The 21,863-nt window shown below is 62.4% G+C and carries 21 protein-coding genes and 1 pseudogene; 8 read left to right on the top strand and 14 right to left on the bottom strand.

Annotation, left to right across the window (positions count from 1 at the left end; genetic code table 11):
• Positions 1-5: 5 nt before the first annotated feature.
• Positions 6-392, bottom strand: coding sequence for a VOC family protein (locus tag NKH29_RS29995; RefSeq protein ID WP_353001231.1), 387 nt, complete (start codon positions 390-392; stop codon positions 6-8).
• On the bottom strand, positions 389-1,858 hold the full coding sequence (gene cysS / locus NKH29_RS29990; RefSeq protein ID WP_352494858.1) for a cysteine--tRNA ligase: 1,470 nt from the start codon (positions 1,856-1,858) through the stop codon (positions 389-391). Before cysS ends, NKH29_RS29995 begins: the two co-directional genes overlap by 4 nt.
• Before the next feature lie 419 nt (positions 1,859-2,277).
• Here cysS and NKH29_RS29985 point away from each other — a divergent pair, with 419 nt between their 5' ends.
• Entirely contained in the window at positions 2,278-2,427 is a 150-nt protein-coding gene (locus NKH29_RS29985; protein ID WP_023677745.1) for a hypothetical protein, read from the top strand.
• Positions 2,428-2,484: 57 nt separating this feature from the next.
• Here NKH29_RS29985 and NKH29_RS29980 read toward each other — a convergent pair.
• Positions 2,485-3,247: pseudogene (locus NKH29_RS29980) on the bottom strand (SOS response-associated peptidase).
• A 123-nt stretch (positions 3,248-3,370) separates the two neighbouring features.
• On the opposite strand from NKH29_RS29980, the gene NKH29_RS29975 reads away from it, so the two are divergent.
• The 4 genes from NKH29_RS29975 to NKH29_RS29960 all read left to right on the top strand — a co-directional run bounded on the left by NKH29_RS29975 (position 3,371) and on the right by NKH29_RS29960 (position 5,753).
• Positions 3,371-3,796 carry an NUDIX hydrolase gene (locus NKH29_RS29975; RefSeq protein ID WP_352481843.1) on the top strand — a complete coding sequence of 142 codons (426 nt, stop codon included), beginning with the start codon at positions 3,371-3,373 and terminating at the stop codon, positions 3,794-3,796.
• 48 nt (positions 3,797-3,844) lie between these two features.
• Entirely contained in the window at positions 3,845-4,222 is a 378-nt protein-coding gene (locus tag NKH29_RS29970; protein WP_023719865.1) for a TIGR02301 family protein, read from the top strand.
• 373 nt (positions 4,223-4,595) lie between these two features.
• On the top strand, positions 4,596-4,853 hold the full coding sequence (locus NKH29_RS29965; protein ID WP_023677749.1) for a hypothetical protein: 258 nt from the start codon (positions 4,596-4,598) through the stop codon (positions 4,851-4,853).
• 96 nt (positions 4,854-4,949) lie between these two features.
• A complete protein-coding gene (locus NKH29_RS29960) occupies positions 4,950-5,753 on the top strand; it encodes a hypothetical protein (protein WP_023719867.1) in 804 nt (267 codons plus the stop codon).
• Positions 5,754-5,787: 34 nt separating this feature from the next.
• Here the strand turns inward: NKH29_RS29960 and NKH29_RS29955 are convergent, their stop codons facing one another.
• Positions 5,788-7,119, bottom strand: a complete 1,332-nt coding sequence (locus tag NKH29_RS29955; RefSeq protein WP_353001230.1) for a dihydroorotase — start codon at positions 7,117-7,119, stop codon at positions 5,788-5,790.
• Positions 7,120-7,202: 83 nt separating this feature from the next.
• On the opposite strand from NKH29_RS29955, the gene ygfZ reads away from it, so the two are divergent.
• The 3 genes from ygfZ (at position 7,203) to NKH29_RS29940 (ending at position 10,898) form a co-directional block, all read left to right on the top strand.
• Positions 7,203-8,063: a CAF17-like 4Fe-4S cluster assembly/insertion protein YgfZ gene (ygfZ, locus tag NKH29_RS29950; RefSeq protein ID WP_353001229.1), complete on the top strand. Its 861-nt coding sequence runs from the start codon at positions 7,203-7,205 to the stop codon at positions 8,061-8,063.
• The gene (locus NKH29_RS29945; RefSeq protein ID WP_352588668.1) at positions 8,063-8,695 is read left to right on the top strand and encodes a YfbR-like 5'-deoxynucleotidase; all 633 of its coding nucleotides are present in this window, start codon (positions 8,063-8,065) and stop codon (positions 8,693-8,695) included. Before ygfZ ends, NKH29_RS29945 begins: the two co-directional genes overlap by 1 nt.
• Positions 8,696-8,759: 64 nt before the next feature.
• Positions 8,760-10,898 (top strand): putative bifunctional diguanylate cyclase/phosphodiesterase, encoded by a 2,139-nt coding sequence (locus tag NKH29_RS29940; protein WP_352588671.1) that lies wholly within the window; start codon positions 8,760-8,762, stop codon positions 10,896-10,898.
• Between the two features lie 91 nt (positions 10,899-10,989).
• Here the strand turns inward: NKH29_RS29940 and NKH29_RS29935 are convergent, their stop codons facing one another.
• The 10 genes from NKH29_RS29935 to NKH29_RS29890 form a co-directional block, all read right to left on the bottom strand.
• Entirely contained in the window at positions 10,990-11,262 is a 273-nt protein-coding gene (locus NKH29_RS29935; protein WP_023719871.1) for a DUF3303 domain-containing protein, read from the bottom strand.
• Positions 11,263-11,284: 22 nt separating this feature from the next.
• Positions 11,285-12,748, bottom strand: a complete 1,464-nt coding sequence (locus NKH29_RS29930; RefSeq protein ID WP_023719872.1) for a RimK family ATP-grasp domain-containing protein — start codon at positions 12,746-12,748, stop codon at positions 11,285-11,287.
• On the bottom strand, positions 12,745-13,851 hold the full coding sequence (locus NKH29_RS29925; RefSeq protein WP_023719873.1) for a peptidase C39 family protein: 1,107 nt from the start codon (positions 13,849-13,851) through the stop codon (positions 12,745-12,747). Before NKH29_RS29925 ends, NKH29_RS29930 begins: the two co-directional genes overlap by 4 nt.
• A gap of 208 nt (positions 13,852-14,059) precedes the next feature.
• Complete coding sequence (locus tag NKH29_RS29920; RefSeq protein ID WP_352481851.1) at positions 14,060-14,854, bottom strand: anti-sigma factor family protein; 795 nt, start codon at positions 14,852-14,854, stop codon at positions 14,060-14,062.
• Complete coding sequence (locus NKH29_RS29915) at positions 14,851-15,369, bottom strand: sigma-70 family RNA polymerase sigma factor (protein ID WP_023719875.1); 519 nt, start codon at positions 15,367-15,369, stop codon at positions 14,851-14,853. The genes NKH29_RS29920 and NKH29_RS29915 overlap by 4 nt, the downstream gene beginning before the upstream one ends.
• 153 nt (positions 15,370-15,522) lie before the next feature.
• Positions 15,523-18,246, bottom strand: coding sequence for a DUF2339 domain-containing protein (locus tag NKH29_RS29910; RefSeq protein WP_353001228.1), 2,724 nt, complete (start codon positions 18,244-18,246; stop codon positions 15,523-15,525).
• 84 nt (positions 18,247-18,330) lie between these two features.
• Positions 18,331-18,555, bottom strand: a complete 225-nt coding sequence (locus NKH29_RS29905; protein WP_352494851.1) for a PaaI family thioesterase — start codon at positions 18,553-18,555, stop codon at positions 18,331-18,333.
• Positions 18,556-18,560: 5 nt separating this feature from the next.
• Entirely contained in the window at positions 18,561-19,337 is a 777-nt protein-coding gene (recO, locus tag NKH29_RS29900) for a DNA repair protein RecO (protein WP_352788928.1), read from the bottom strand.
• Between the two features lie 115 nt (positions 19,338-19,452).
• Positions 19,453-20,541, bottom strand: a complete 1,089-nt coding sequence (locus tag NKH29_RS29895; RefSeq protein ID WP_352481853.1) for a porin — start codon at positions 20,539-20,541, stop codon at positions 19,453-19,455.
• 362 nt (positions 20,542-20,903) lie between these two features.
• Entirely contained in the window at positions 20,904-21,608 is a 705-nt protein-coding gene (locus tag NKH29_RS29890) for an antitoxin Xre/MbcA/ParS-like domain-containing protein (RefSeq protein ID WP_352494848.1), read from the bottom strand.
• Between the last annotated feature and the right edge of the window lie 255 nt (positions 21,609-21,863).

The raw sequence follows: 21,863 nt of genomic DNA, 5'->3' as shown, positions 1-21,863 counted from the left end.
GCATTTTACTCCGGAGCATGGCAGACCGCCTCGACATTGTTGCCGTCGGGATCGAAGACGAAGGCGCCATAATAGTTCGGATGATAGTGCGGGCGCAGGCCCGGCCCGCCATTGTCCTTGCCGCCGGCGGCGATTGCCGCCGCGTGAAAGGCATCGACCTCGGCACGGCTGCGCGCCGTGAAAGCGGCGTGTTGATGATCCTTCGGCTTGTCCTTGCCGGCATGCAGCCAAAACACTGGCCGGTCGCGGCCGTAGCCGCCGACCTTGGCGCCGCCGGTATATTCCTGCGGCACCATGTAGAGCAGCGAGGCACCAAGCGGCGCCATCGCCCTGTCGTAAAAAGCTTTCGACACGTCGAAATCAAAAACGGTGATGCCGAGATGATCGATCATCTTTTTACCTCCCAGGTGGTGATGCGTTCGCCGGTGACAGGGTCCTTGCCGTCCTTCAACTGGATGCCTTGCGCCAGCAACTCGTCGCGGATGCGGTCGGCCTCGGCCCAGTTCTTGGCGGCGATCAGCGCGAGGCGTTTGGCGATCGCTTTGGCAATGGCGTCTTCATCCACCTTGGCTGTTGCGACGTCGAAGCCGAGGAACAGCAGCGATGCCTTCAGCAAAGTGGCAGCATCGTTGTCTTCGGCGGCTGCGTTGCTGCTACCAGCGTCGAAATCAACAGCATCGCCAGCCAACTGGGTCAGCAACTGGAATGCGGGATAGGTGGCGAGGTCATCCGACAGCACTTCGATCACATCCGCCGGCACCGATTTTGCCGTTGGCGGCGCCAGATCGGCCGCTCGCTTCCATTTGCGCAGCGTATTCTCCGCCTCTTCCAGCTTGCGTACGGAAAAGTCGATCGGCTCGCGATAATGCGTCATCAGCATCGCCAGCCTGAGCACCTCGCCCGGCCATTTGCGGCCGCCAAAAGTCTCCGTCTCCAGCAGTTCGGTGATCGAATAGAAATTGCCCAGGCTCTTGGACATCTTCTGGCCCTCGACCTGCAGGAAACCGTTGTGCATCCACACCTTGGCCATCGTTTCGGTGCCGTGGGCGCAACGTGACTGGGCGATCTCGTTCTCGTGGTGTGGAAAGATCAGGTCGAGACCACCGCCATGGATGTCGAACACCTCGCCGAGATAGGCGGCCGACATCGCCGAGCACTCGATGTGCCAGCCCGGCCGACCCCTGCCCCACGGACTCTCCCAGCCCGGTTCCTCGGGCGAAGACAATTTCCACAGCACGAAATCCTGCGGGTTCTTCTTGTGCGCATCGACGGCGACGCGGGCGCCTGCCTGCTGCTCGTCGAGATTGCGCTTCGACAACTGTCCGTAGTCCGGCATGGAAGCGGTGTCGAACAGGACTTCTCCAGCTGCGACATAGGCATGGCCGCGTTCGATCAAGCGTTGAATCAAGAGGATCATGTCGACCTTGCCGTCGGGCCTAGGCTCGACGAACTCGGTGGCGCGCGGCTCGACCGTCGGTTCCAGGCAACCGAGCGCCGCCACGTCCTTGTGGAACTGATCGGCGGTCTTTTCGGTGACCCGCCTGATCGCTTCGTTCAGCGACAGCTTGCCCAAGGCAATCTCGCCGCCGAAATCGCGCAGCGCGCGAGCGTTGATCTTGTCGTCGACGTCGGTGATGTTGCGGACGTAAGTGACATGCGCTTGCCCGTAGAGATGGCGCAGCAAACGGAACAGCACGTCGAAGACGATCACCGGCCGCGCATTGCCGATATGGGCGAAGTCGTAGACCGTCGGGCCGCAGACATACATGCGCACGTTGCGCGGATCGATCGGGAAGAAATCCTCCTTGCTCCGCGTTAGCGTGTTGTAGAGGCGCAGGCTCTTCGATGCTTCAGACATACGTGCGTTCCGGTGCGTTACTTTGTTTGAGCATGATCTTTTGGGATCGTGCTCTGGATGGAGTCGGTCACGCCGAGGCGCAAAATCGAGCTCCAGCCTGCTGGCCGGGGCGTTTGTCCAATCTGGGAGGAGATGAGGCGAAAACGTCCAGGACCAGCGCGAGGCTAGTCGATAATGCAAATGCCACAAATGGCGAAAGACGTTTTCATGGCCGGCTTTATCGCCTTGCCCGGTGTTGCCGTCAAGTCGCTACCTTCGCCAAAAATATCGTTGGCTCACAGGAAATGAGCCACTGAAACATTTTATTAAACAGATCGGCACTGTCATGAAACATTCGCCGGCTAGATCAGCAAGCGTCACGATTTGGTCGGATTCGGCCAGCAAACGCAGACACGAAGACGTTACCAGGGAAGAGAATAATGCCTAAGCAAGAATCCAACCGCGCCAAGCAACCGGCGCTCGCCAGCCATTACCGGGCGATCGGCCCGGCAGCAATCGTCGCAGCTCTTCTGCACACCGCGAAGAAGAAGAAGCCGGCACAGAAGATCGTGTCGCCACGCGCTGCCTGAGAATGCCGTCGGGTGAAGATTGAGGCGCTCACGGTGTCCTGGAAATAGTAGCTTTCGCTAAAATAATGTCATTTGACTGTCGTTCGCGCCGGACTTCTGGCGCTTGACCTTCTCGGGCTCAGGCTCGACGACGCCCTTCTCCTGAATCTCCGGCCCGGTATTGGCGACCTTGTTGACGAGGTCGGAAACCGGGATCGCTTCGAAGAAATCGGGCCGGGTGGGTCTCAGCAGATCGGCCACATCACGCGGCTCGAGCGTGCGGCAATCCAGCCAGCGCGCGAAATCCTCGGGATGGATCACCACCGGCATGCGGTCGTGGATATGGGCAGTATCGGCATTGGCGTGGGCGGTCAGAATGGCGCCGGTGTCCATTTCCGAGCCACCCGGCTCGGCATACGTCTCAATCAGCCCGGCGAAGGCGACAAGCCCTCCATGCTTTGGCCGCATCCAATAGGGCTGCCCTCTTCTGCCAGCGGTTTGGTGCCATTCGTAGAATCCCGAAGCCGGTACCAGGGCGCGGCGATGGCGCATGGCAGCGCGAAACGACGGCTTTTCCGAAGCCCCCCTCAGAACGCGCGTTGAACAGCAGCGGGAAGTTACGCGTATCCTTGACCCAGGCCGGGATCAGGCCCCAGCGCACCAGCATCGAGCGGCGGTCGGGCAGGTTCGAGCCCGGCGCCTGCGGCAATCCGGCGAGCGCCATCAGCACCGGCTGCGTCGGCGCGATATTGTAGCGGGGCGGAAACTCCTCCAACTCCGCCAGACCGAGAAGGGCGGCGGTCTGGTCCGGAGTGGCGGTCAAGGCAAAGCGTCCGCACATGAATTCAACTCTCGAATGGGTGACATGTGAAAGTGACCATGGAACCTGCCTTTCGCAACCGCTAAAGCTGTTCGCCGACGGCCGGTCCACAACGGGCTATGCCAATCGAGCGATCGGGAACCCATGGAAGCACGTAAGATCATTCCGGCAGTCTCGGTCTGCGTCGTGCGCGAGAACACGGTGCTGCTGGTCAAGCGGGCCAGACCGCCCTCGCAGGGCCTTTATGCCTTTCCCGGTGGCAAGGTCGAAGCCGGCGAGACGCTGGAACAGGCAGCAAGGCGCGAATTGCTGGAAGAGACCGGATTGCAGGCGCGCAACTACCGGCCGCTGCGGGAAATCCACATCGACGGCAGCGGCGACGGGCATCCGGTCGACTACCGGCTGACGGTGTTTGGGGCCAACTATGCCGGCGGCGAGGCGGTGGCCAGTGACGACGCCGAAACCGCCGCCTTCTATACACTGGCCGAAATGACAGCGATGCAGCTTGCCGATGCAGTGTTTGATATCGCCGACGACCTGCTGGCCACCAGCAAGGGCGGCGCGAACTGAGCTTGAGAATCGCCTTGCAGGCAACAAATTGTTTCAGCACAAGGGCTCATGAACCGCACATCACCGTTTCTCGCCGCCTGCCTCGCCGTTAGTGTGGTTGTCGGCTTGCGTCCTGCCATTGCCGCCGAGGCGCCGTTCGAGCCCGGGCTGTTGCGGCTGGCGGAAGTGCTCGGCTCGTTGCATTTCCTGCGCAATCTATGCGGCGAGAAGGGCGACCGGTGGCGGGCCGAGATGGAAAAACTGATCGCATCAGAAAATCCGAACCCTGAGCGGCGCGCCCGCTTCATCGCCAGCTTCAACCGCGGCTACCGATCCTTCGGCGGCAGTTATACGCAATGCACCGCCTCGGCGACGGAAGCCATCAGCCGCTACATGAAGGAAGGCGAGACGCTGTCTCGCGACATCGCCTCGCGCTACGGGAACTGACGGCGGCAGCTGCCGTTCCGGCAAAGCGGAATCAAGCGTCGGCGCTGTTGGCGGCGGACGCGTTCGACACTTCTCCGCTTGCCTCGGGTGAGGTCTTGGTGCAAACCTGATGTTGCACTTTTGCAACTATGTTAACGAAACGTTAGCGCGCAGATGTGAAATTAACTCAAACTGAAGGTTTCCGTCCCCTTGGCCGGCCTAATCGGCTAAGTTTGAAACGGATCGGACGCAGGTTTGCTTAATGCGACGGGTTTTGTAGAAAACGACCAAAAAAAGTCGCATTTACAAGTACTTACTTCGCCTGCGTGTAAAAGGGACAACTCAAGCTTGATCCCTATCCAACGGATCACCGCTTGAAAGGGTGGACATCGCAATGGAACATGGCGTCAACGACATCGACGCGCTGGTCAGGGAAGAAAAGCGCCTGACCGCCGTGGAAAGCCACAGCGAAGCCTGGGCGGAAGGATTGTCGGCGGGGATCGAGCCGGAAATCATCGCCGAGGCAGCCCTCGAAACGGCATTCGGCGAGATGCTGCGAACCAATGGCGAGACCTCGGCGCTTGCCCTGCTCGATCGCATGCGCGAAAAGGTGATTGCCGGGGCCTTCGAGCCCGAAAGGCTGCGGCACTGACCCCGGTTCTTTGACGACGGCGCGTCGCCGGACATCATGTCCGGGCACATCATGTCCGGGCACATGAGTGGGCCTGGAACCAGGGAGTAGCAGGCGGTGAATTTTTCGATATCAGGCAAGCCGCGCGGCCTGGTCCTCAGCATTTGGCTTATCGCCTCCTGCGCCACGATTCCCCTTGCACTGTTTCTTGCGAGCAGTCCCGCTCACGCCCTCAGCGAGATCAAGCGCGAAGACCTGCCTTCGCCGGTCACGCCGCCGCCCGACGGCGACATGTCGCCGCCCGGAAGTACCGTGCCGATGCCCGGCCCGCTCGGCACGACGCCACCTGCAGCCAGCCAGCCGACTCCGTCCGACGAGCCAAGGCAAACCGAACCGAAAGGGCCAGCGGACGATGGCGGCATGGCCAATCCGCATGTCGATCCGGACGCGCCTGTGCCCGAAGTCGTTTACGACCTTGCCAAGTTGCCGGAACCGGTCAGGCGCATGCACGATCTGATCGTCGAGGCGTGCAAAAGCGGCGACATCGAAAGACTGCGGCCGCTGATCGGCACGGGCGACATGATGACCCAATTGTCGCTGGGCGACATGGAGGGCGACCCGATCGCCTTCCTGAAAGGGCTTTCAGGCGACACGGAAGGCCAGGAAATCCTCGCCATCCTGGAAGAGGTGCTCAATGCCGGCTATGTCCATGTCGATGCAGGCACGCCGCAGGATCTCTACGTCTGGCCGTATTTTTTCGCCCTGCCGTTGGACAAGCTCGATGCCAGGCAGCGGGTCGAGTTATTCAAGATCGTCACTGCCAGCGACTATGACAACATGAAGCAGTTCGGCGCCTACATTTTCTACCGCGTCGGCATCACGCCGACCGGGCAATGGACGTTCTTCGTCGCTGGGGATTGAGTGGTCAGGCCTGGCCCTTATTGAGGCAGGGAGCTTAGCCCGCCAACGCCTCGGAAAACTCCACCGCCCTGCCTTGGCCTGGCGTGGCAATCTCGCCTTCCCACATCACGCGCCGGCCCCGAACGATAGTGCCGACCGGCCAGCCGGTCACCTGCCTGCCGTCATAAGGCGTCCAACCGGCCTTGGAGCCTTGCTGGGCGTTGGCGATGATCTCGCGGCGCTTCAGGTCGACGATGGTCAGATCGGCATCGTAGCCGGCGGCAATACGGCCTTTCCTGGCGATGCCGAAAATGCGCTGTGGGCCATGGCTGGTCAGGTCGACAAAGCGCTGCAACGTCAGCCGGCCGGCGTTGACATGATCCAGCATGATCGGCACCAAAGTCTGCACGCCGGTCATGCCTGACGGCGACGCCGGATAAGGTTTTGCCTTCTCGGCCAGCGTGTGCGGCGCATGGTCGGAGCCGAGGACATCGACAACGCCTTGCGCAATGCCCTGCCAGACCCCCTCGCGATGGCGCGCGGCGCGCACCGGCGGGTTCATCTGGATCAGCGTGCCTAACTGCGCATAGTCATCTGCGCTCAGCGTCAGATGATGCGGCGTCGCCTCGCAAGTCGCGACATCCTTGTGCTGTTCGAGGAAGCCTATCTCTTCGGCGGTCGAGATGTGCAGCACATGGATCCGGGCACGGACCTGGCGCGCGATGCGCACCAGGCGCTCGGTGCAGCGCAATGCGGCGATCTCGTCGCGCCACACCGGATGTGAGGACGGATCGCCCTCGATGCGCTCGCCGAGCCGCTCGCGCAGCCGGAACTCGTCCTCGGAGTGAAAGGCGGCGCGGCGGCGTGTGTTCCTCAGGATCGAGGCAACGCCTTCGTCGTCCTCGACCAGCAGGTCGCCGGTGGACGAGCCCATGAACACTTTTATGCCGGCCGCACCCGGCAGCCGCTCGAGATCGCCGGCGTCTTTTGCATTGTCGCGGGTCCCGCCGACCCAGAAGGCAAAGTCGCAATGCATGCGGCCGGTGGCCCGCCGCACCTTGTCGGCAAGAGTCGCCTCGCTGGTGGTCAGCGGATTGGTGTTCGGCATCTCGAAGACGGCGGTGACGCCGCCAAGCACCGCTGCCCGCGAGCCCGTCTCCAAATCTTCCTTGTGCTCCAGTCCCGGCTCGCGGAAATGCACCTGGCTATCGACGGCGCCCGGCAGGATATGCAGTCCGCGGCAGTCGATTGTCTCGCCGGCCGACGCCTGGCGGAGATCGCCGATGGCAGCGACGCGCCCACCATTGATGCCGACGTCGCGAAAACCCTCGCCGTCGTGGTTGACCACGGTGCCACCTGTCAGGATGAGATCGTAGATGGGGGCCATGCGGATCAGGTCTCTTGCGGGGGAAGTGCCAGCGGCTTACGTAATGGCCGACAGTTTTGCAAGATCAGGCTCGTTTTCCCACCATGTCCTTTGCCTCGCTCAGAGATCGCGCACTCGTTTCCGTGTCCGGGCCGGATGCCGCGCACTTTTTGCAGAACATCCTGACTACCGACCTCGACGTGCTCGGGAGCAGCGAAGCAAAGCCCGGCGCCCTGCTGACGCCGCAAGGCAAGATCCTTTTCGACTTCTTGATCTCGCGCGCCGGCGAAAATGCTTTCCGCCTCGAATGCCGTGCCGAGACCGCTGACGATTTCATGCGCCGGCTGACGCTCTACAAGTTGCGCGCCAAAGTCCAAATTGCCAAGCTAGATCACCCGGTTGTGACCGTCCTATGGGAAAGCGCTTCAACTGCCTCGCAATTTGAATCGGCACCGTTTGCTGATGCGCGGTTCGTCGATGCTATCGTCAAGCGCTTCTATGATGGCACCGCAGAAGGAGGCGACCTTGCCGCATGGCAAGCCTTTCGCATCGCCCATGGCATTGCCGAAAGCGGCAGCGACTATCAGCTCGGCGATGCGTTTCCGCATGACGTGCTGCTCGACGAGATCGGCGGCGTCGGCTTCAAGAAGGGCTGCTATGTCGGCCAGGAGGTCGTCTCGCGCATGCAGCATCGCGGCACTGCCCGGCGCCGGGTGTTGATTGTCTCGGCCGGACGCTCCCTGCCCGCCTCGGGCGCAGAGTTGACCGTGGAGGGGCGGCCTGTCGGCACGCTTGGCTCGACCGCCGGCACGACAGGCCTCGCCATTGCCCGCATTGACCGGGTCAAGGCAGCGTTCGACGCCGGCCTGCCGATCCTGGCTGACGACGTCGCCGTGTCGCTCACCATCCCGCCCTGGGCGAAATTCAGCTTTCCGCTGGAAGCCGTCGGCGCGGAGGAGGCCTGATGGCGGCCGATCGCGCCGGGGCGCCGCCGCGCGCCTGGCAGCGCATGCTGTCCGGGCGACGGCTCGATCTTCTCGACCCCTCGCCGCTCGACATCGAGATCTCAGATATCGCTCACGGCCTTGCCCGCGTCGCGCGCTGGAACGGCCAGACCAGAGGCGAGCACGCCTTTTCGGTCGCCCAGCATTCGCTGCTGGTCGAAACGCTTGTCGGCGAGCTGGTGCCGGATGCCGACGCCGATGCGCGGTTGGCGGCGCTGCTGCACGACGCGCCGGAATATGTCATCGGCGACATGATCTCGCCGTTCAAGTCCGTGATGGGCGGCAGCTACAGGGACTGCGAGATCAGGCTGCAGCGCGCCATCCATCTGCGCTTTTCGCTGCCAGCGGAACTCGACGCGGGACTGCGCAAGGAGATCAAGCGAGCGGATCAGATCGCCGCTTATTTCGAAGCGACGCTGCTTGCGGGTTTTTCAACGGCAGAGGCGACGGAGTTCTTCGGCCGGCCGCGCGGCTTCAATGCCGAGCGCTTCGATGTCACGCCGCGCTCGGTGACCTGGGCGCAGAATGCCTTTCTCAAACGGTTTGCGGCGATCGAGAAGTCGCGACGCCAGACTGCCGTTCCAGCCGGCTGAAAACGGTAAATTAACCGGCAAGGACAAGAGTGCCGTGGTTAACCACGGTCCATAGGCGCGCTACATGCCCGTTGCCGGTATCAAGGCAGGTTCGTCCGTCCGCCGACGACGGGTCAAAGGCGTTGGTCTGCCGCAACGGATTGAAGACGAACTGCGCGAACAGAACGAGCGTTTTTCGGCAGCGGTCGAGAACATGTCGCATGGCCTGTGCATGTTCGATGCCGATGAACGGATGATCATCTGCAATAGGAACTACATCAGTATCTTTCGCCTCGACGCCGAAGTGGTACGGCCCGGCATCCGGTTTTTCGACATCCTCCAGCACAGCGTGGACATCGGCATCGCCTCGCAAAGCGCTGAGCAACTCTATGCCATTCGCAAGCCCTATATCGACCAGGCAAAACCTTCCACCTATGAGGAAACGCTTGCAGACGGGCGTATCGTCAACATTTCGCACCGGCCGCTGGCGTCGGGCGGTTGGGTATCGATCTACGAGGATATCACCGAGCAACGGCGCGCCGAGCAGGAGTTGAAGGAGCAGCACCGCCGTTTCGACGCGGCACTTGCCAACATGTCGCAAGGACTTTTGATGTACGACGCGGACGGCAAGCTGATCGTGCGCAACGAACGTTTTCTGGAACTTTACCATGTCAGGCCGGCCGACCTCCCGCTTGGCATGAGCCACCGTGATGCCTTTAAGCGGCTGCTGGAACTGGGCATTTACACAAAGCTCGACCCCGACAGCGAAATTTCGCAAATCGAAGCCTGCCTGCGGGCGGGCAAAACACACGTAACGCATCGCCATCTTGCCGATGGCAGAACGCTGCTGGTTGCACGCCGGCCGATGAGCGGCGGCGGCTGGGTCGCGACATTCGACGACGTGACCGAGCGCAGGCGCGTGGAAGAGCGCATGACCCACCTTGCGCATCACGACACACTGACCAACCTGCCCAATCGCTCGATGCTTCGCGAACGGCTCGACCAAGCCCTTAGCGAGACGAAAGACGGATCGCTGGCGATATTCTCGCTCGACCTCGATCACTTCAAGGCGGTCAACGATACTTGGGGCCACCCTTCCGGCGACTGGCTGCTGAAATGCGTGGCCGAACGGCTGCAACGGTGCCTGCGCAATGAAACGGACGTTGTCGCTCGCTTCGGCGGCGACGAATTCGTCATAATCCAGTTCAATCTCAAAAGCCCGGGCGATGCGGAAAAACTGGCCAAACGCATCGTCGAGATCATCGGAAAGCCGTTTCGCGACAAGCGACACGACATGCGCGTCGGCATCAGTGTTGGCATCGCGCTGTTTCCGAATGACGGCAAGGACACCGACACTTTGCTGAAAAACGCCGATATGGCGCTCTATCGGGCAAAGAGCGAAGGGCGCAACCTCTACCGTTTCTTCGAACCAGCCATGGATGCGATGGTGCGCGCGCGCCGGGCGCTCGAAATCGATCTCAGGGCGGCGCTGTCACGCCGGGAATTCGAGCTGGATTTCCAGCCGATCATGAACATCGCCTCCGGCGAAATCGTCGGTGCCGAAGCCTTGATGCGCTGGCGTTCGCCAGTGCGCGGCCTGGTGCGTCCGGACGACTTCATTCCGGCCGCCGAGGAGACCGGGCTGATCGTGCCGCTTGGAGAATGGGCGCTGCGGAAAGCCTGCACGACCGCGGCAGGCTGGGCGCCTTTGCGCATCGCAGTCAATGTCTCCGCCGTGCAGATCAAAAGCGGCACCTTTGCCCGCAGCGTCATCTCGGCGCTGGCGTTCTCGGGCGTGCCGGCCAACCGGCTTGAACTGGAAATCACCGAAACGGTGCTGATGGACGAGAGCGATCTGGTGCTCAAGACACTGAGGCAGCTGCGCGATCTGGGTGTCCGCATAGCGCTGGACGATTTCGGCACCGGCTATTCCTCGCTCGGCTACCTCAGGCGCTTTCCCGTCGACAAGATCAAGATCGATCGCTCTTTCACCCGTGACATCGACAGTCGCGATACCGCGGCGATCGTGCGCACCATCATCGGGCTTGGCGCACAGCTGGGCATCACCGTCACCGCCGAGGGTGTCGAGACCGAAGCGCAGCTTGAATTCCTGCAAAAGGAGGGCTGCGTCGAGGCCCAGGGCTATTTGATCGGCGTGCCATCGAAAGCGTCGGACATCAACCGGCTGCTGACGTCGAACGCGACGATCAGGCAATCCGGCTAAGTGCGACAGCCGGGCGAGCCAGTCATCGGCTCAGCCTGGACATCTGCCATCAATACAATGTCTGGATATACCTCGTCGAAGCGCGCGCAGGTCAGAGATGTCCGCTCAACGCCTCCACCATATCCTTGTTCGTCGCCACGGGAACGATCTCGAATTCGACCAGATCCGCCCATTCGATGACCCACCGCTGCAGGAGTGTGACGTCATCGGCCTCCACCAGCAGGAAGCAGCGGCTCATATCCGCTGCGATCCAGCTGTGGTGCACGAGCAGCGCGTCCGGCTTCAGGCGGCCCTGGTCGCGGAAACGGCGGTAGATCTCCTTACGGTCGCAGCCGCGAAAATCCTCGGTTACGAAGAACAGCATCTTTTTCCCCTCAATTCGGATGTCATCGGCCCGGCCGGTCCAATCGCTCCAGGAACCACTGCGTCAGCCGCACCCAGACCTCGTCTTTTTCGCCGGAGTCTTCCCAGCCGTGGTCGAGGTTGGGGTTATCGTTGACCTCGATGACGAAGACGCCGTCCCTGGTCTCCTTGAGGTCGACCCCGTAGAGGCCGTCGCCGATGCAGCGCGCCGCGCTCACCGCCGTCTCGACGACATGGGCCGGCGCTTCCTTCAGGGTGAAGGTCTTGATGCCGCCCTGGTCGGGCTTGCCGTTGGCCTTATGATTGACGATCTGCCAATGCTTCTTGGCCATCAGATAATGGACGGCAAACAAGGGTTGGCCGCCGAGGACACCGACGCGCCAATCATATTCCGTCGGAATGAATTTTTGCGCGATCAGGAGGTCGGAATCCTCCAGCCATTCGGTTGCGAGCGTCTTTAACTCTTCGAAGGTGCCGCATTTCTTGACGCCGCGCGAAAACGAGGAGTCCGGGATCTTCAGCACCAGGGGGAAGCCCAGCGTCTGCGCCGCAACTTCCAGATCCGAGATGCCGGCTATCATCACCGTCGGCGGCACCGGTACCTTGTTGTAGGTCATCAGCTCGTTGAGATAGACCTTATTGGTGCAGCGGATCATCGACAGCGGATCGTCGATGACCGGCATACCTTCCTGCTGGGCGCGGCGGGCAAAGCGGTAGGTGTGGTTGGAGATCGAGGTGGTCTCGCGGATGAACAGCGCGTCGTAGTTGGCGAGCTTGGCCAGATCCCGCTTGGTGATCGGCTCGATTTCGACGCCCATCTTTTCAGCGATCTTGGCCCAGTGGCGCAGCGACGAAATCTCCGACGGCGGCAGTTCCTCATGCGGATCGACCAGCGTGGCGAAAGTGTAGCGCGCCGGCGTGCGGCCCTTGGTGTCACGCCACTCGCGGTTGGTGTAGGTCTCCAGGCACTGGAGAAAGTGCGTTTCCTCGTCCTCGGTCATCCTGGCCAGGGGATGGAAGCCAATCTTGCGGATCGAGGCCCATTCGGCGCTGTCCCTGATGTGGACCTCAAGCGCCGGGGCACGGAACCAGTCGAACAGCAGTTTGGCGAAGCGGTCCCAGATCCTGGACGGTCCGATGCCGAAGAAGATGCAGACCTTCTGCGGGAAAGCGCCGCCCAGGTCCTTGCGGCACTTGTTGAGTGCGAGTTCGAGTTCCGGCAACGCGTGCTCATAGAGCTTGCGCTCCGACAGGTCGATCATCGTTTCGACCGTCGGGATGACCTTATGGCCGCGCGAACCGGCGAGCAGCGAGGCGTAATAGCCGCGGCTCTGGTAGCCGTAATTGTTCGACAGGTTGATGACCTTCGGCCGCTGCCCGCGAAACAGTGCCGGATGGGCAAGGTAGTCGCGATTGGTGATGATCTTGTGCGGCGTCGCCACTTGGTCGAGATCGTTCTGCCGGCCGGTAAGGATGACCCAGGTCATTGGCTGTCGCGCTTTCCGAGAGTGATGGCGGCGCGCAATCCGTCGCGGCCGAATTGCGCCATGTTCATGAAGATGCCGTAAGGCACGGGAATGTTGGCAGCATCGAGGATCGTCTCCTGCCGCTCGTCCTCGACCCAAGGGTCGTGGATCAGGATGTGATCGCCGTCGTCACCGATGGCCAATACCCAGTGCGGAACCTTTTTGCCGAACATCAGGAAGCCGCTGATCAGGACCAGTACCAGTTTTCCCTCTGCGATCGCGGTGCGAATGTCGTCAAGCCCGAATGAACGGTAATTCACCGGGATGCCGTAAAGTTCCGCGCGGCGGCGAAAGTCGACCTGCGCCAGCTCCATCACCCGGCGCTTGTCTTCGCTGCGCACCGATTGCAGGAAAAGCGCGCCATAGAAGGACACATAGATCTCAGCAGCAAGCCCGCTCTCATAGCCGGCGACGGCCAGCCCGAACGGCTCGCAGCCGCCGGGGCCGGACATCATGAAAACAGTCGTCGCCTCACGCCACAGCCGGATTTCCATCACCGGGTCCGGCACGAAGCCGGGGCCGAAGTAAGCCATCGCCATCATCAGGCAGCATGGTCCGCAAGTGAATTCGCAAGTCTGCTGATAAAACGGCACTTCGGTGGCGACCGGAATGTCGCCACGCAAGGTCTTTTCATAGCGCAGCGCCGTGGCGCCATCCTCGTAATAGTCCGGTTCGCGGCCGATCTTGCGGTAGCCGCTCCGCTCGTAGATCTGGATCGCGCGCGGGTTGTCCTCGCGGACTTCCAAACGAAGCATCATGCGGCCGTGCTCGAAAGCAGCGGTCTCGGCCTCTTCCAGCAGAAGGCGGCCAACGCCACGGCCGCCGAAAAATGGACCGACGGCGATCGAATAGAGCCGCGCGACGCCGCTGCCCTTGCGAAACAGCACGACTGCATAGCCGGCGACGCGGCCATCGCTTTCGCCAACCAGCAGTTCGGCGGTGTCGCGTTCGATCAGTTGGCGAAAGGAACGGCGAGAAATGCGGTCGCTCGAGAAAACAGCTTTTTCGATGGCGGCGAGGTCATCGACGTCGGACGCGCGGGCCTTGCGAATCTCGGCAGGCATGCGGGCTCAGAAAACCTCGATTGGGTTGTGGAAACGACCCTAGTCTAAACATCGGTCACACCAGCCGAAGTGCCAGCATTAAGCAAGCGCTATCGCACCTCGATTAGGGCCGAATTGTGACAGTTTTGACAGCAGGCAGGTCGCGCAAAGGCTTTGAGCGACCTCCGTGTTTCGGCATCGGCGCGGCTCCGGAAAAATGAGATCCTGCTCAGCTTTGCAAGGCCGCCAGAAGCTGGCCATAGGCGCTCTTGGCCACCGCGGCCAGCCGCTCGCGCGGCAGCGAGCCGACGACGGCGCAGCCATAACCCTTGTCCAGCCAGTAGACAGCCGCAGGACCATCTTCTTCCGACCCATAGGTGCCCTTGGCCTTGGCAGCCGATTCGGCGGTGACGAAGAGCGAAATGCGCGCGCCCTTGTCGTCCTCGTAAAGCAGCATCGCGGCCTTGCCCTGGCCGGCAGGCAGCAGCCGGCCACCGACCAGTTGGAATCCCTGCGCTGCCAGATCCGGCGCGACGAGCTTCAAACCCACCTGGTTCGACAACCAGCTCTGCAAATGATCCTTGTCGCTTGCCGGCACTTCCACCGCATGCCGCTTTTCGGCGGCATAGATGACGTGGGCGGCGATCGCTTCTTCGGCAAGCTGGTCCTCGGCCGTATTTTCCAGGCCGAGGCCGCCGATGCCGGCAAGATAGCCGCCAGCACCGCCAATCACCAGCATGGCGGCAGCGGCGACCGCAAGCCACCAACGCGAGCGCGACGGCGCCGCTCTGACCACCGACGCCTCGCCAAGCACCACCTTGTTCAGCCGCACCGGTACGGGTTCGTCCAGCACGCCGTTAAAGGCTGCGCGCAATGCTGCCCGGTCGGCGGCGTAGCGTGCACTCTTGGCCTTCATCTCGGCATTGGCCTCGAGCCATGCCTCATAGGCCGTCCGCTCGTCGCCCGGCAACTCGCCATCGAGAGCCATGTGGATGTCGCGTTCGGAGAAATCGCGCCGGCTCATTTCTCGACGATCCTTATCGAGCGGCGGCGCGCGGTATCATCCAGCAGCGCGCGCAGTTCCTCACGCCCGCGCGCGATGCGGGACATCAAGGTGCCGGCGGGAACCCCAAGGATGTTGGCGGCTTCGGCATAGGAAAACCCTTCGATGGCGACCATCACAAGTGCCGCGCGCCGGTCAGGGCTGATCGCCTGCAGCGCGTCGACGATCTCGCGCGAGGCGATGCTCTCGACCTGCTCGGCGGGTGCTGCCTGCGCCTCGCTTGCCTCGAGCGGCAGCATCGCCGCCTCGCCGCGCCGGTTCACCTTGCGCATCTGGTCGATGAACAAATGATGCATGATCGTAAACAGCCACCTCCTGGGGCTTTCTCCTGTCTGCCAATTGTCGAGCCGCACAAGCGCCCGCTCGAGACAATCCTGGACGAGATCGTCGGCGGAATCGCGGTCGCGCAACAGCGAGCGTGCATAGCGGCGCAAACGCGGTATTTCACCAAGGATTGCTGCCTTCTTTTCGTCCATGACCGCTGGTTCTGGAGCCCCTGTCCGTGGTGATTGAACGCGCCTTTGCGGCGCGGCGCAAGCGGCCAGCGCGAAGCGGTCCGCCGCCCCGGTCACCCAAGCAACTGAATAACGCTGCCGATGCCAGCTTTATTCCCGGCCAAATTGAAATCGTCAGCTATTGCTCGTCTCGAGCTTTTCTTTCGCCGCCCTTGTCAGCAGCCGCTGATAAAACAAGCCGATGCCGATGAGCACCGCGCCGAGGCCGATGAAGGACAGCGCCCGCAACACGCCTTCCAGCTCCGACATATCGAAGACGAAGACCTTGAGCACGGCGACCGCGATCAGCGCCGCAGACGCTATGCGCAGCACCTGCGACTTCAGCCAGACACCGGCGGTGAGCAGCACCACGCCGATGGCCAACCAGAGCGCCGAATAGGTATAGGTCTCGACCTGGCCGAGGCCGCTCCACAGGCCGATGAACTCGCCCTTGAACAGCCTCCTGACCGACAGCGTGGCATAGACGAAGGCGAGCACCGCCGCCACAACCGCAAGCATGGCCGCATACCATTTCGGCCGCTTGTCGCGGGTATAGAGCGCCAGTGCGCCTGTCGCGACTGCCGGCAACAGATAGGCGAGGAACAGAAGGTTGAACACCGGAATGCCGCCGGTCGATTCATCCGTCAGCAGCGGGTTCAGCACCACAAAATGCCGGATGACGATGAAGGCGACCGAGAGCACCCCAGCAGCCATCGAGCCGTAACGTAGCACCGAGCTTGGCGAGCGCATGTCGATGGCGACCAGGATTGCACCGGCGCCGATGGCGATCAGCGTATAGATCGCCTGTTCGGCAAGTGTCATCGAGCCGCTGTCGATGACGCCACCATGCATGGCATGACGCACCAGCATGGCAACGGCGAGCAGAGCAAACAGCGCGGCGCCGGCCTCCATGGCGAGGCGCGGCCGGCCATTGGTTGTGCGGGCGAGTTGCCAGGCGGCAAAGCCGAAGGCGAGCGCCGGCACGCCATATCCGAGCAGCAGCCAGTTGAACACGGGTGTTTTCGACAGGAACTCGGCACCGACGATGGTCGGGTCGAAGGCGGCACGGCCGAGCACTGCGATCACCGCACCGACCGAAATCCAGCCAAGCACCGGATAGCTACGCCAGCGCGTCGCCAGTGCCGGCACAACGGCGGCTGCTCCGAGCAGGACGGTTGTCCAGCCGGAGCCAAAGGCCATGTGCAGCATCAGCAGGCCGGCGATCGCCGCGCCGGCGAGCGCGAAGGAGACGGCAGCGCCGCCGGTCAGCGGCGGCGCTTCGCCGCGCGCTATCCATTCGCCGCCGGCGACGAAGATCCCGACCAAAACGGCCGCTGCGGCCGCATAAGCAAGGTCACGGTCGAGATTGCCGAAGGTGAACCAGAGCGCCAGCAGGATGACCAGTGGCGCGACAGCGCTCCAGGCCGCCCATGTGGCGGCGCGCAGCCAGCCAGGAGCCGCAAAACGGCGCGCTGCCCAAAAGCCGGCGCCGATGAAGACCAGGCCCAGCGCGATGCCGATCCTGAGCATCAAGGCATCAGACGCCACAACCGGCACGCCATCGACACCGAGAGCGCCGCCCGAAAAATCGGCGGCGACCGTGGTCGGCGGAATGATGCCGAGATAGACCAGCACCGTCGCCAGCCCGGCGGCGTGCAGCAGTGCAAGCGCTCGCGGCCGGTAGAGCGCTATCGCCACCAGGGCTACGATAAGGGCTGCTCCCTGCAAGGCATCGCCGGCGGCGGCAAAGACCGGATCGACGAACAGGGCCAGCGCTGAAAGAGCGACGAAGAACCCCGGCGCGATCGACGGCCAGTCGAAGCCGGTGTCGGCGACCGCTTCGCTGCGACGGCCAAGCCAAACGAAGGCGAGCACGGCCAGTGTCACCACGTCGATAAAGAGGATGACGGAAAGGTTCGTCCCCGGCGCTTCGGTCATGTAGAAGATGGTCCAGATGCCCGTGGCGACGAAGGCTGCGGCCATCAAGAGCCTCCAGTCGCGGATGCGGGCAATGACGCCGGTGGCGGCGAGCACGATCGCCAGATAGCCAAACAGCGCCCACGGATTGGGCGCCTGCGAGGCGACGAGTAGCGGCGTCACCATGGCGCCGAGCAGGCCGACGCCGGCCAGCGCCTGACCGTGGACCAGGCTTGCCGCGATCGTCGCCACGCCGATGGCGCCGAGCAGCGTGAAAGCGAGCGCCGGGCCGATGAAACCGTAAATGCTGTACGCGGCGTAGACCGTGCCGAACAGGATGAAGGCGCCGGCCGCTGTCAGGATCGCCGGGATATAGGCACCGGCGGCACCTTGCACCGGCACCCTGAAGCCGGTGCGCCGGATGAACTCGCCGCCGCCGACCAGCGCCAGCCCAAGTGCCGCCGCCATGAAAAGCCGCACGCCTGGCCCGAAAATGCCGGCCTCGATCGTGTAGCGGATCAGGAACAGGCCGCCCAGCGCCAGCGCGATGCCGCCGACCCAGACCGCCCAGCGGGTACCGAGCGCCGTTTCGACGTCGGATTGGCGGGCGGCTTTCGCCGCTGCCGCCGGTTGCGCCGGCTCCGGTGCGGACGGCGCCGCGGTATCGGCTTCTGCCTCTGCAGCTGATGCGACCGCTGCGGTCTCGGCCCCTGGCGATGCGGCCATGTCGGCTGCCGCCGCCGGCGGGATTGCGCTATCCGCCGGTTTGCTGTCGTTTGCAGCCGGTTCCTTGGCTTGCGGCGGCAGGACAGGCGCGCCCGAAAGCACGAGGCTGCGCAACGCGCCAAGCTCGCGCTCGATCAGGCCGATACGGCTCTGCTGGCGTGAAATGATGACGAACAGCGCGATGATGGCGACGAGGCCAATCAGGCTTTCAAACATGGCGGTTCCCCCAAACCAGGCCAGTCGTCACTGACATTCAATGTTCAGTGACATTCAAATGCGGCGGCCAGACGGCCGGTCCATTCAACGTGCCGCCAGATTGGCCGCCGGAAAGATCGAGCACGTTTCGGTGCCGAAAGCCAGCAGCTTGCCGTTGGCATCCTTCAGCGCCGCTTCCGAAACCGCCAGCGTGCGGCCCTTGTGCACCACTTTGCCCTCGCACACCACCTCGCCGGTCCCTGGGGTGATCGGCCGCGTCAAATGATGTCGAGGCCGAGCAGCGAAACCCGACCGGGATAGGAGTTCCATTTCGCTCACCTGATGGCTTCGCCGATGGCGGTTTCCCCGGCAAATGCCTTGCCGCCCGCATAATGCTTGCGCAAGGCGGCGAGGAAGCCGGCGCGGGCGCCGGGTGGTTCGATACCGCGCGGCTCGTAGACATGGCGGGTCAAAAAGAAGCCGGTCAGCCGGAAGGCGTCGTCGATCGCCGCCGGATCGGCGCGCAGGCCCGAACCGCGCTGCAGGAAGGCAGGCAGCGCCAGCATCTTGTCGCGCCACGGCGCGCCCGCCGCCCGCGACACGGCGCGGCCGGATTTCGGCGAGACGTAGGCAAGGTCCTGCCTGGTGCCGGTCGCCGCACACTGGCTGAGATCGAGGCCGAAACCGAGTTCGTCGAGAACCAGCAGCTCGAAGCGGGCCACCAGCTCGCCGGCGGCATCGGCATCGTCGAGATGGGCGATCATGACCGCGAGCGTCTCATAGAGACCGCGATGGGCATCGCGCTCGGGCAGAAGACGCAAATGCGCGGCCATTGTCTGCAAGCCGTAAACGGCAACGGCGCTGTCCATCAGCCGGGCGGCGTTCATTTCGATGGCCTCGGCCTGGAAGGTGCCGAGATGTTCGTCGAGCCGCGCCCGCCACAACAGGTCGACGCGGTTGCCGGGCTGCAAGACCGGCTGCTGCTTGCGCGAACGGCCGCCGCGCACGAGACCGAGATGGCGGCCATGCGCACGTGTCATCACCTCGAGAATGGCGCTGGTTTCGCCATGCTTGCGGGTGCCGAGAATGATTCCCTCGTCGCGCCATTCCATGACCAGAGCTTGTCACCGGTTGCATGGCGAAATCAAGATGAGCGACTTATCCGCCGCAAGCCAAAACGGCCCGTAGCGTATCGCTACGGGCCGTTTTGGCGAGATCGTCGTTTGATCAGAACGAGCGCTGGAAGCGGAAGATGCCGCCGATTGCGTCGGCATCGTCGGCATCGAAATTGTCGTAATAATCGACTTCGGCGGTGATCGTGTAACCAGGAACGATGGTGTAGGCGACATTGGCCGCAACGGCGAAATCTTTGTCGTCGGTATAGGAGACCTGGGCGTTCAAAGAGGTCTTCTTGTTGACGGCATAGCTGCCGCCGCCCCAGACGGCAAAGTTGCCAGTCCACGGCTTGTAGAAGTTCTTTGCAACGTTGTCGTCGCTGCCGTAGCCCGCCATCACGAACAGGGTCAGGTCAGTAATCGGCTTGACGTCGAGGCGAGCTTTGCCGGCCCATTCTTCCGACGTGCTGTTATAGGCGCCGACGGCGGTGATCGCACCCCAGTCACCCTTGTATTTCACGCCGCCGACGACAAACGGAACGTAGCTGTCGATCGACTGGTCAGCGCCGGAGCCTGTTTCGACCGAGGCGACTGCCGTAAAGCCGTTACCGCCGTCGAAATAGTAACTGATCAGGTTGGTGTCCTTGGTGCCGTACGGGATGATGGTGTCCTGGACGACGTTGCCGGCGTAGCCGATGAACGAATCATAGACAGTTTCATCCTTGCCGACGCGGAAACCTCCAAGCTGGATCCAGGCGAAGTTCAGGGTAACCGCCTTGTTGTCCTGCACGCTGAAATCAACACCGCTCACGGTGTGTTTGGTATTGCCGAAGTTGAAACGGGTCTCGGTGTAGGTCTTCAACGTGCCGAGCTCGGTTTCCTGGCCGGTCCACGTCTTCAAATTGAAGCGGGCATTCTTGTTCCAGGTCTGCTGTTCGTCACCGTCCATAAGGTCGTGGGTCGTCGCGCCGTCGAAAACGCGGCCACCGTCGCCGAAGCTGGCGTCATAGCGGACATAGCCGCCGATGCGCAGGCAGGTTTCGGTGCCGGGGATATAGAAGTAGCCGGCGCCGTAGACGTCGCAGATCTTGACGTATTCAGCGGGTTCCGGCTCGGCGACCACAACAGCGTCGGCGGCGCGCGCGCCGGAGACCGCGACGAATGCCGCGGCTGAGCCGAGAAGAAGGCTCTTGATATTCATTTTCTGACCTCTCCAGTCAAAGTTAAAAATGGCTTTGGATTCATGGGTTGAACGGCTGAACGCCTCACCCACGTCGAAAAAGGCGCGCACCGCACCCCCTCTTCAGGCGGCGAACATACTCATCCGCATTCCAGTCTCAATGACGATTCCAAAAATAATCAATGTTTGAATAACAGAAGAAATCCATGTTGCACAAATATCACTTCATATTTTATTCACGTTTGCTCCCGGCACAAACGAGACATTGTCACAATTGTACGAAACTATACTTATTCCATTAGCCGGCAAACCGGTCATAGTCCGGTTGACATTCCTTTTACGTGTTATTTTTTGGAATAGACTTCTAACGTTGGCGGCGAAAATCAAGCCAACTTCGCCATCGCTGCGTTCTGTGCGGCAAGAACGACTTCCGCCACCAGATCCTGTTTGAGCATTTCAATGGGAATACGTCCGGCAAGGCCGGGCGCAGGGCCGACCAGCCACGACCAGGCACGCCGCGGATCGGGCATCGCGGATAACACTTCGTTGATACCCGGAGCCGGCCTGCCGTCGACGAACTGCGCCAGAGGAAATACATGTTTGCGGCCACCGGTGCGCAACGCAACGACCGTGCCGCTCCGCTGCCAGCGATGCAGGGTCGAGCGCGATATGCCGAGATTTTCCTGCAGGAAGGTCGACCCGGCGACCCGACCGGCCCAGTCCTCGACCCGCATCGCGTCGAGGTCGCCCGTTCCGGCCAGGGGTTGGATGTCTGCCCCTTGGCCTTCGTGCGCCGTCGACAGAGGCGTCCGGGTACGGCGTTCCGTCGCTTCGGCCGCCAATATCCGCACGAACCGCGACGCCATGCCGGGCAATCTTTCCTGCATGGTGTCGATCGCCCTGATGTCGGTCGGCGCAAGCAGGGCGACGGCGGCGGCAACGGCCCCGGCGACCCTGCCCGCTGCGACGACCGCATCGCTGTTCGTCACCTTGCCTTGCCGCGCCAGCACGCGCTCGATCTCAACAGCGACGGCGTTTGCAAACTCGATCTGACGGATGGGGTCGATGCGATTCCAAGTCCCGGTCATGTCCTAATCTGGCTGTTTGCCCGCCTGTTCCGGTTTGCTCGGAAGCGGGTCTTTCGCACAGCCTATAGGCAGGGTGTATGACGGAGAGACGACAAACGGGAACCACGCACGGTCGCAGTGTCGGCAGGTGCTCCAGCCGATCTAACTGAATATCGGAAATTTCTCAGAACCCGAGTTGTGTGCGTCAAGTTCTGCAAAAATGGCGTGGCAGTAGCTGTGACGTCGGCGTGTCCGCCGCGCAGCCCCCGTGTTTAG

This window comes from Mesorhizobium sp. M1295 (assembly GCF_040318135.1).
Lineage (GTDB): Bacteria > Pseudomonadota > Alphaproteobacteria > Rhizobiales > Rhizobiaceae > Mesorhizobium.
Note: the sequence above shows the minus strand (reverse complement) of the source record. Positions and strands in the feature narration are given on the sequence as shown.

Excerpts from the sequence above, each read along its gene's own strand:
- NKH29_RS29995 (WP_353001231.1), bottom strand. The coding sequence starts at position 392 with ATGATCGATCATCTCGGCATCACCGTTTTTGATTTCGACGTGTCGAAA.
- cysS (WP_352494858.1), bottom strand. The coding sequence starts at position 1,858 with ATGTCTGAAGCATCGAAGAGCCTGCGCCTCTACAACACGCTAACGCGG.
- NKH29_RS29985 (WP_023677745.1), top strand. The coding sequence starts at position 2,278 with ATGCCTAAGCAAGAATCCAACCGCGCCAAGCAACCGGCGCTCGCCAGC.
- NKH29_RS29975 (WP_352481843.1), top strand. The coding sequence starts at position 3,371 with ATGGAAGCACGTAAGATCATTCCGGCAGTCTCGGTCTGCGTCGTGCGC.
- NKH29_RS29970 (WP_023719865.1), top strand. The coding sequence starts at position 3,845 with ATGAACCGCACATCACCGTTTCTCGCCGCCTGCCTCGCCGTTAGTGTG.
- NKH29_RS29965 (WP_023677749.1), top strand. The coding sequence starts at position 4,596 with ATGGAACATGGCGTCAACGACATCGACGCGCTGGTCAGGGAAGAAAAG.
- NKH29_RS29955 (WP_353001230.1), bottom strand. The coding sequence starts at position 7,119 with ATGGCCCCCATCTACGATCTCATCCTGACAGGTGGCACCGTGGTCAAC.
- ygfZ (WP_353001229.1), top strand. The coding sequence starts at position 7,203 with ATGTCCTTTGCCTCGCTCAGAGATCGCGCACTCGTTTCCGTGTCCGGG.
- NKH29_RS29945 (WP_352588668.1), top strand. The coding sequence starts at position 8,063 with ATGGCGGCCGATCGCGCCGGGGCGCCGCCGCGCGCCTGGCAGCGCATG.
- NKH29_RS29940 (WP_352588671.1), top strand. The coding sequence starts at position 8,760 with ATGCCCGTTGCCGGTATCAAGGCAGGTTCGTCCGTCCGCCGACGACGG.
- NKH29_RS29935 (WP_023719871.1), bottom strand. The coding sequence starts at position 11,262 with ATGCTGTTCTTCGTAACCGAGGATTTTCGCGGCTGCGACCGTAAGGAG.
- NKH29_RS29930 (WP_023719872.1), bottom strand. The coding sequence starts at position 12,748 with ATGACCTGGGTCATCCTTACCGGCCGGCAGAACGATCTCGACCAAGTG.
- NKH29_RS29925 (WP_023719873.1), bottom strand. The coding sequence starts at position 13,851 with ATGCCTGCCGAGATTCGCAAGGCCCGCGCGTCCGACGTCGATGACCTC.
- NKH29_RS29920 (WP_352481851.1), bottom strand. The coding sequence starts at position 14,854 with ATGAGCCGGCGCGATTTCTCCGAACGCGACATCCACATGGCTCTCGAT.
- NKH29_RS29915 (WP_023719875.1), bottom strand. The coding sequence starts at position 15,369 with ATGGACGAAAAGAAGGCAGCAATCCTTGGTGAAATACCGCGTTTGCGC.
- NKH29_RS29910 (WP_353001228.1), bottom strand. The coding sequence starts at position 18,246 with ATGTTTGAAAGCCTGATTGGCCTCGTCGCCATCATCGCGCTGTTCGTC.
- NKH29_RS29905 (WP_352494851.1), bottom strand. The coding sequence starts at position 18,555 with ATGGAACTCCTATCCCGGTCGGGTTTCGCTGCTCGGCCTCGACATCAT.
- recO (WP_352788928.1), bottom strand. The coding sequence starts at position 19,337 with ATGGAATGGCGCGACGAGGGAATCATTCTCGGCACCCGCAAGCATGGC.
- NKH29_RS29895 (WP_352481853.1), bottom strand. The coding sequence starts at position 20,541 with ATGAATATCAAGAGCCTTCTTCTCGGCTCAGCCGCGGCATTCGTCGCG.
- NKH29_RS29890 (WP_352494848.1), bottom strand. The coding sequence starts at position 21,608 with ATGACCGGGACTTGGAATCGCATCGACCCCATCCGTCAGATCGAGTTT.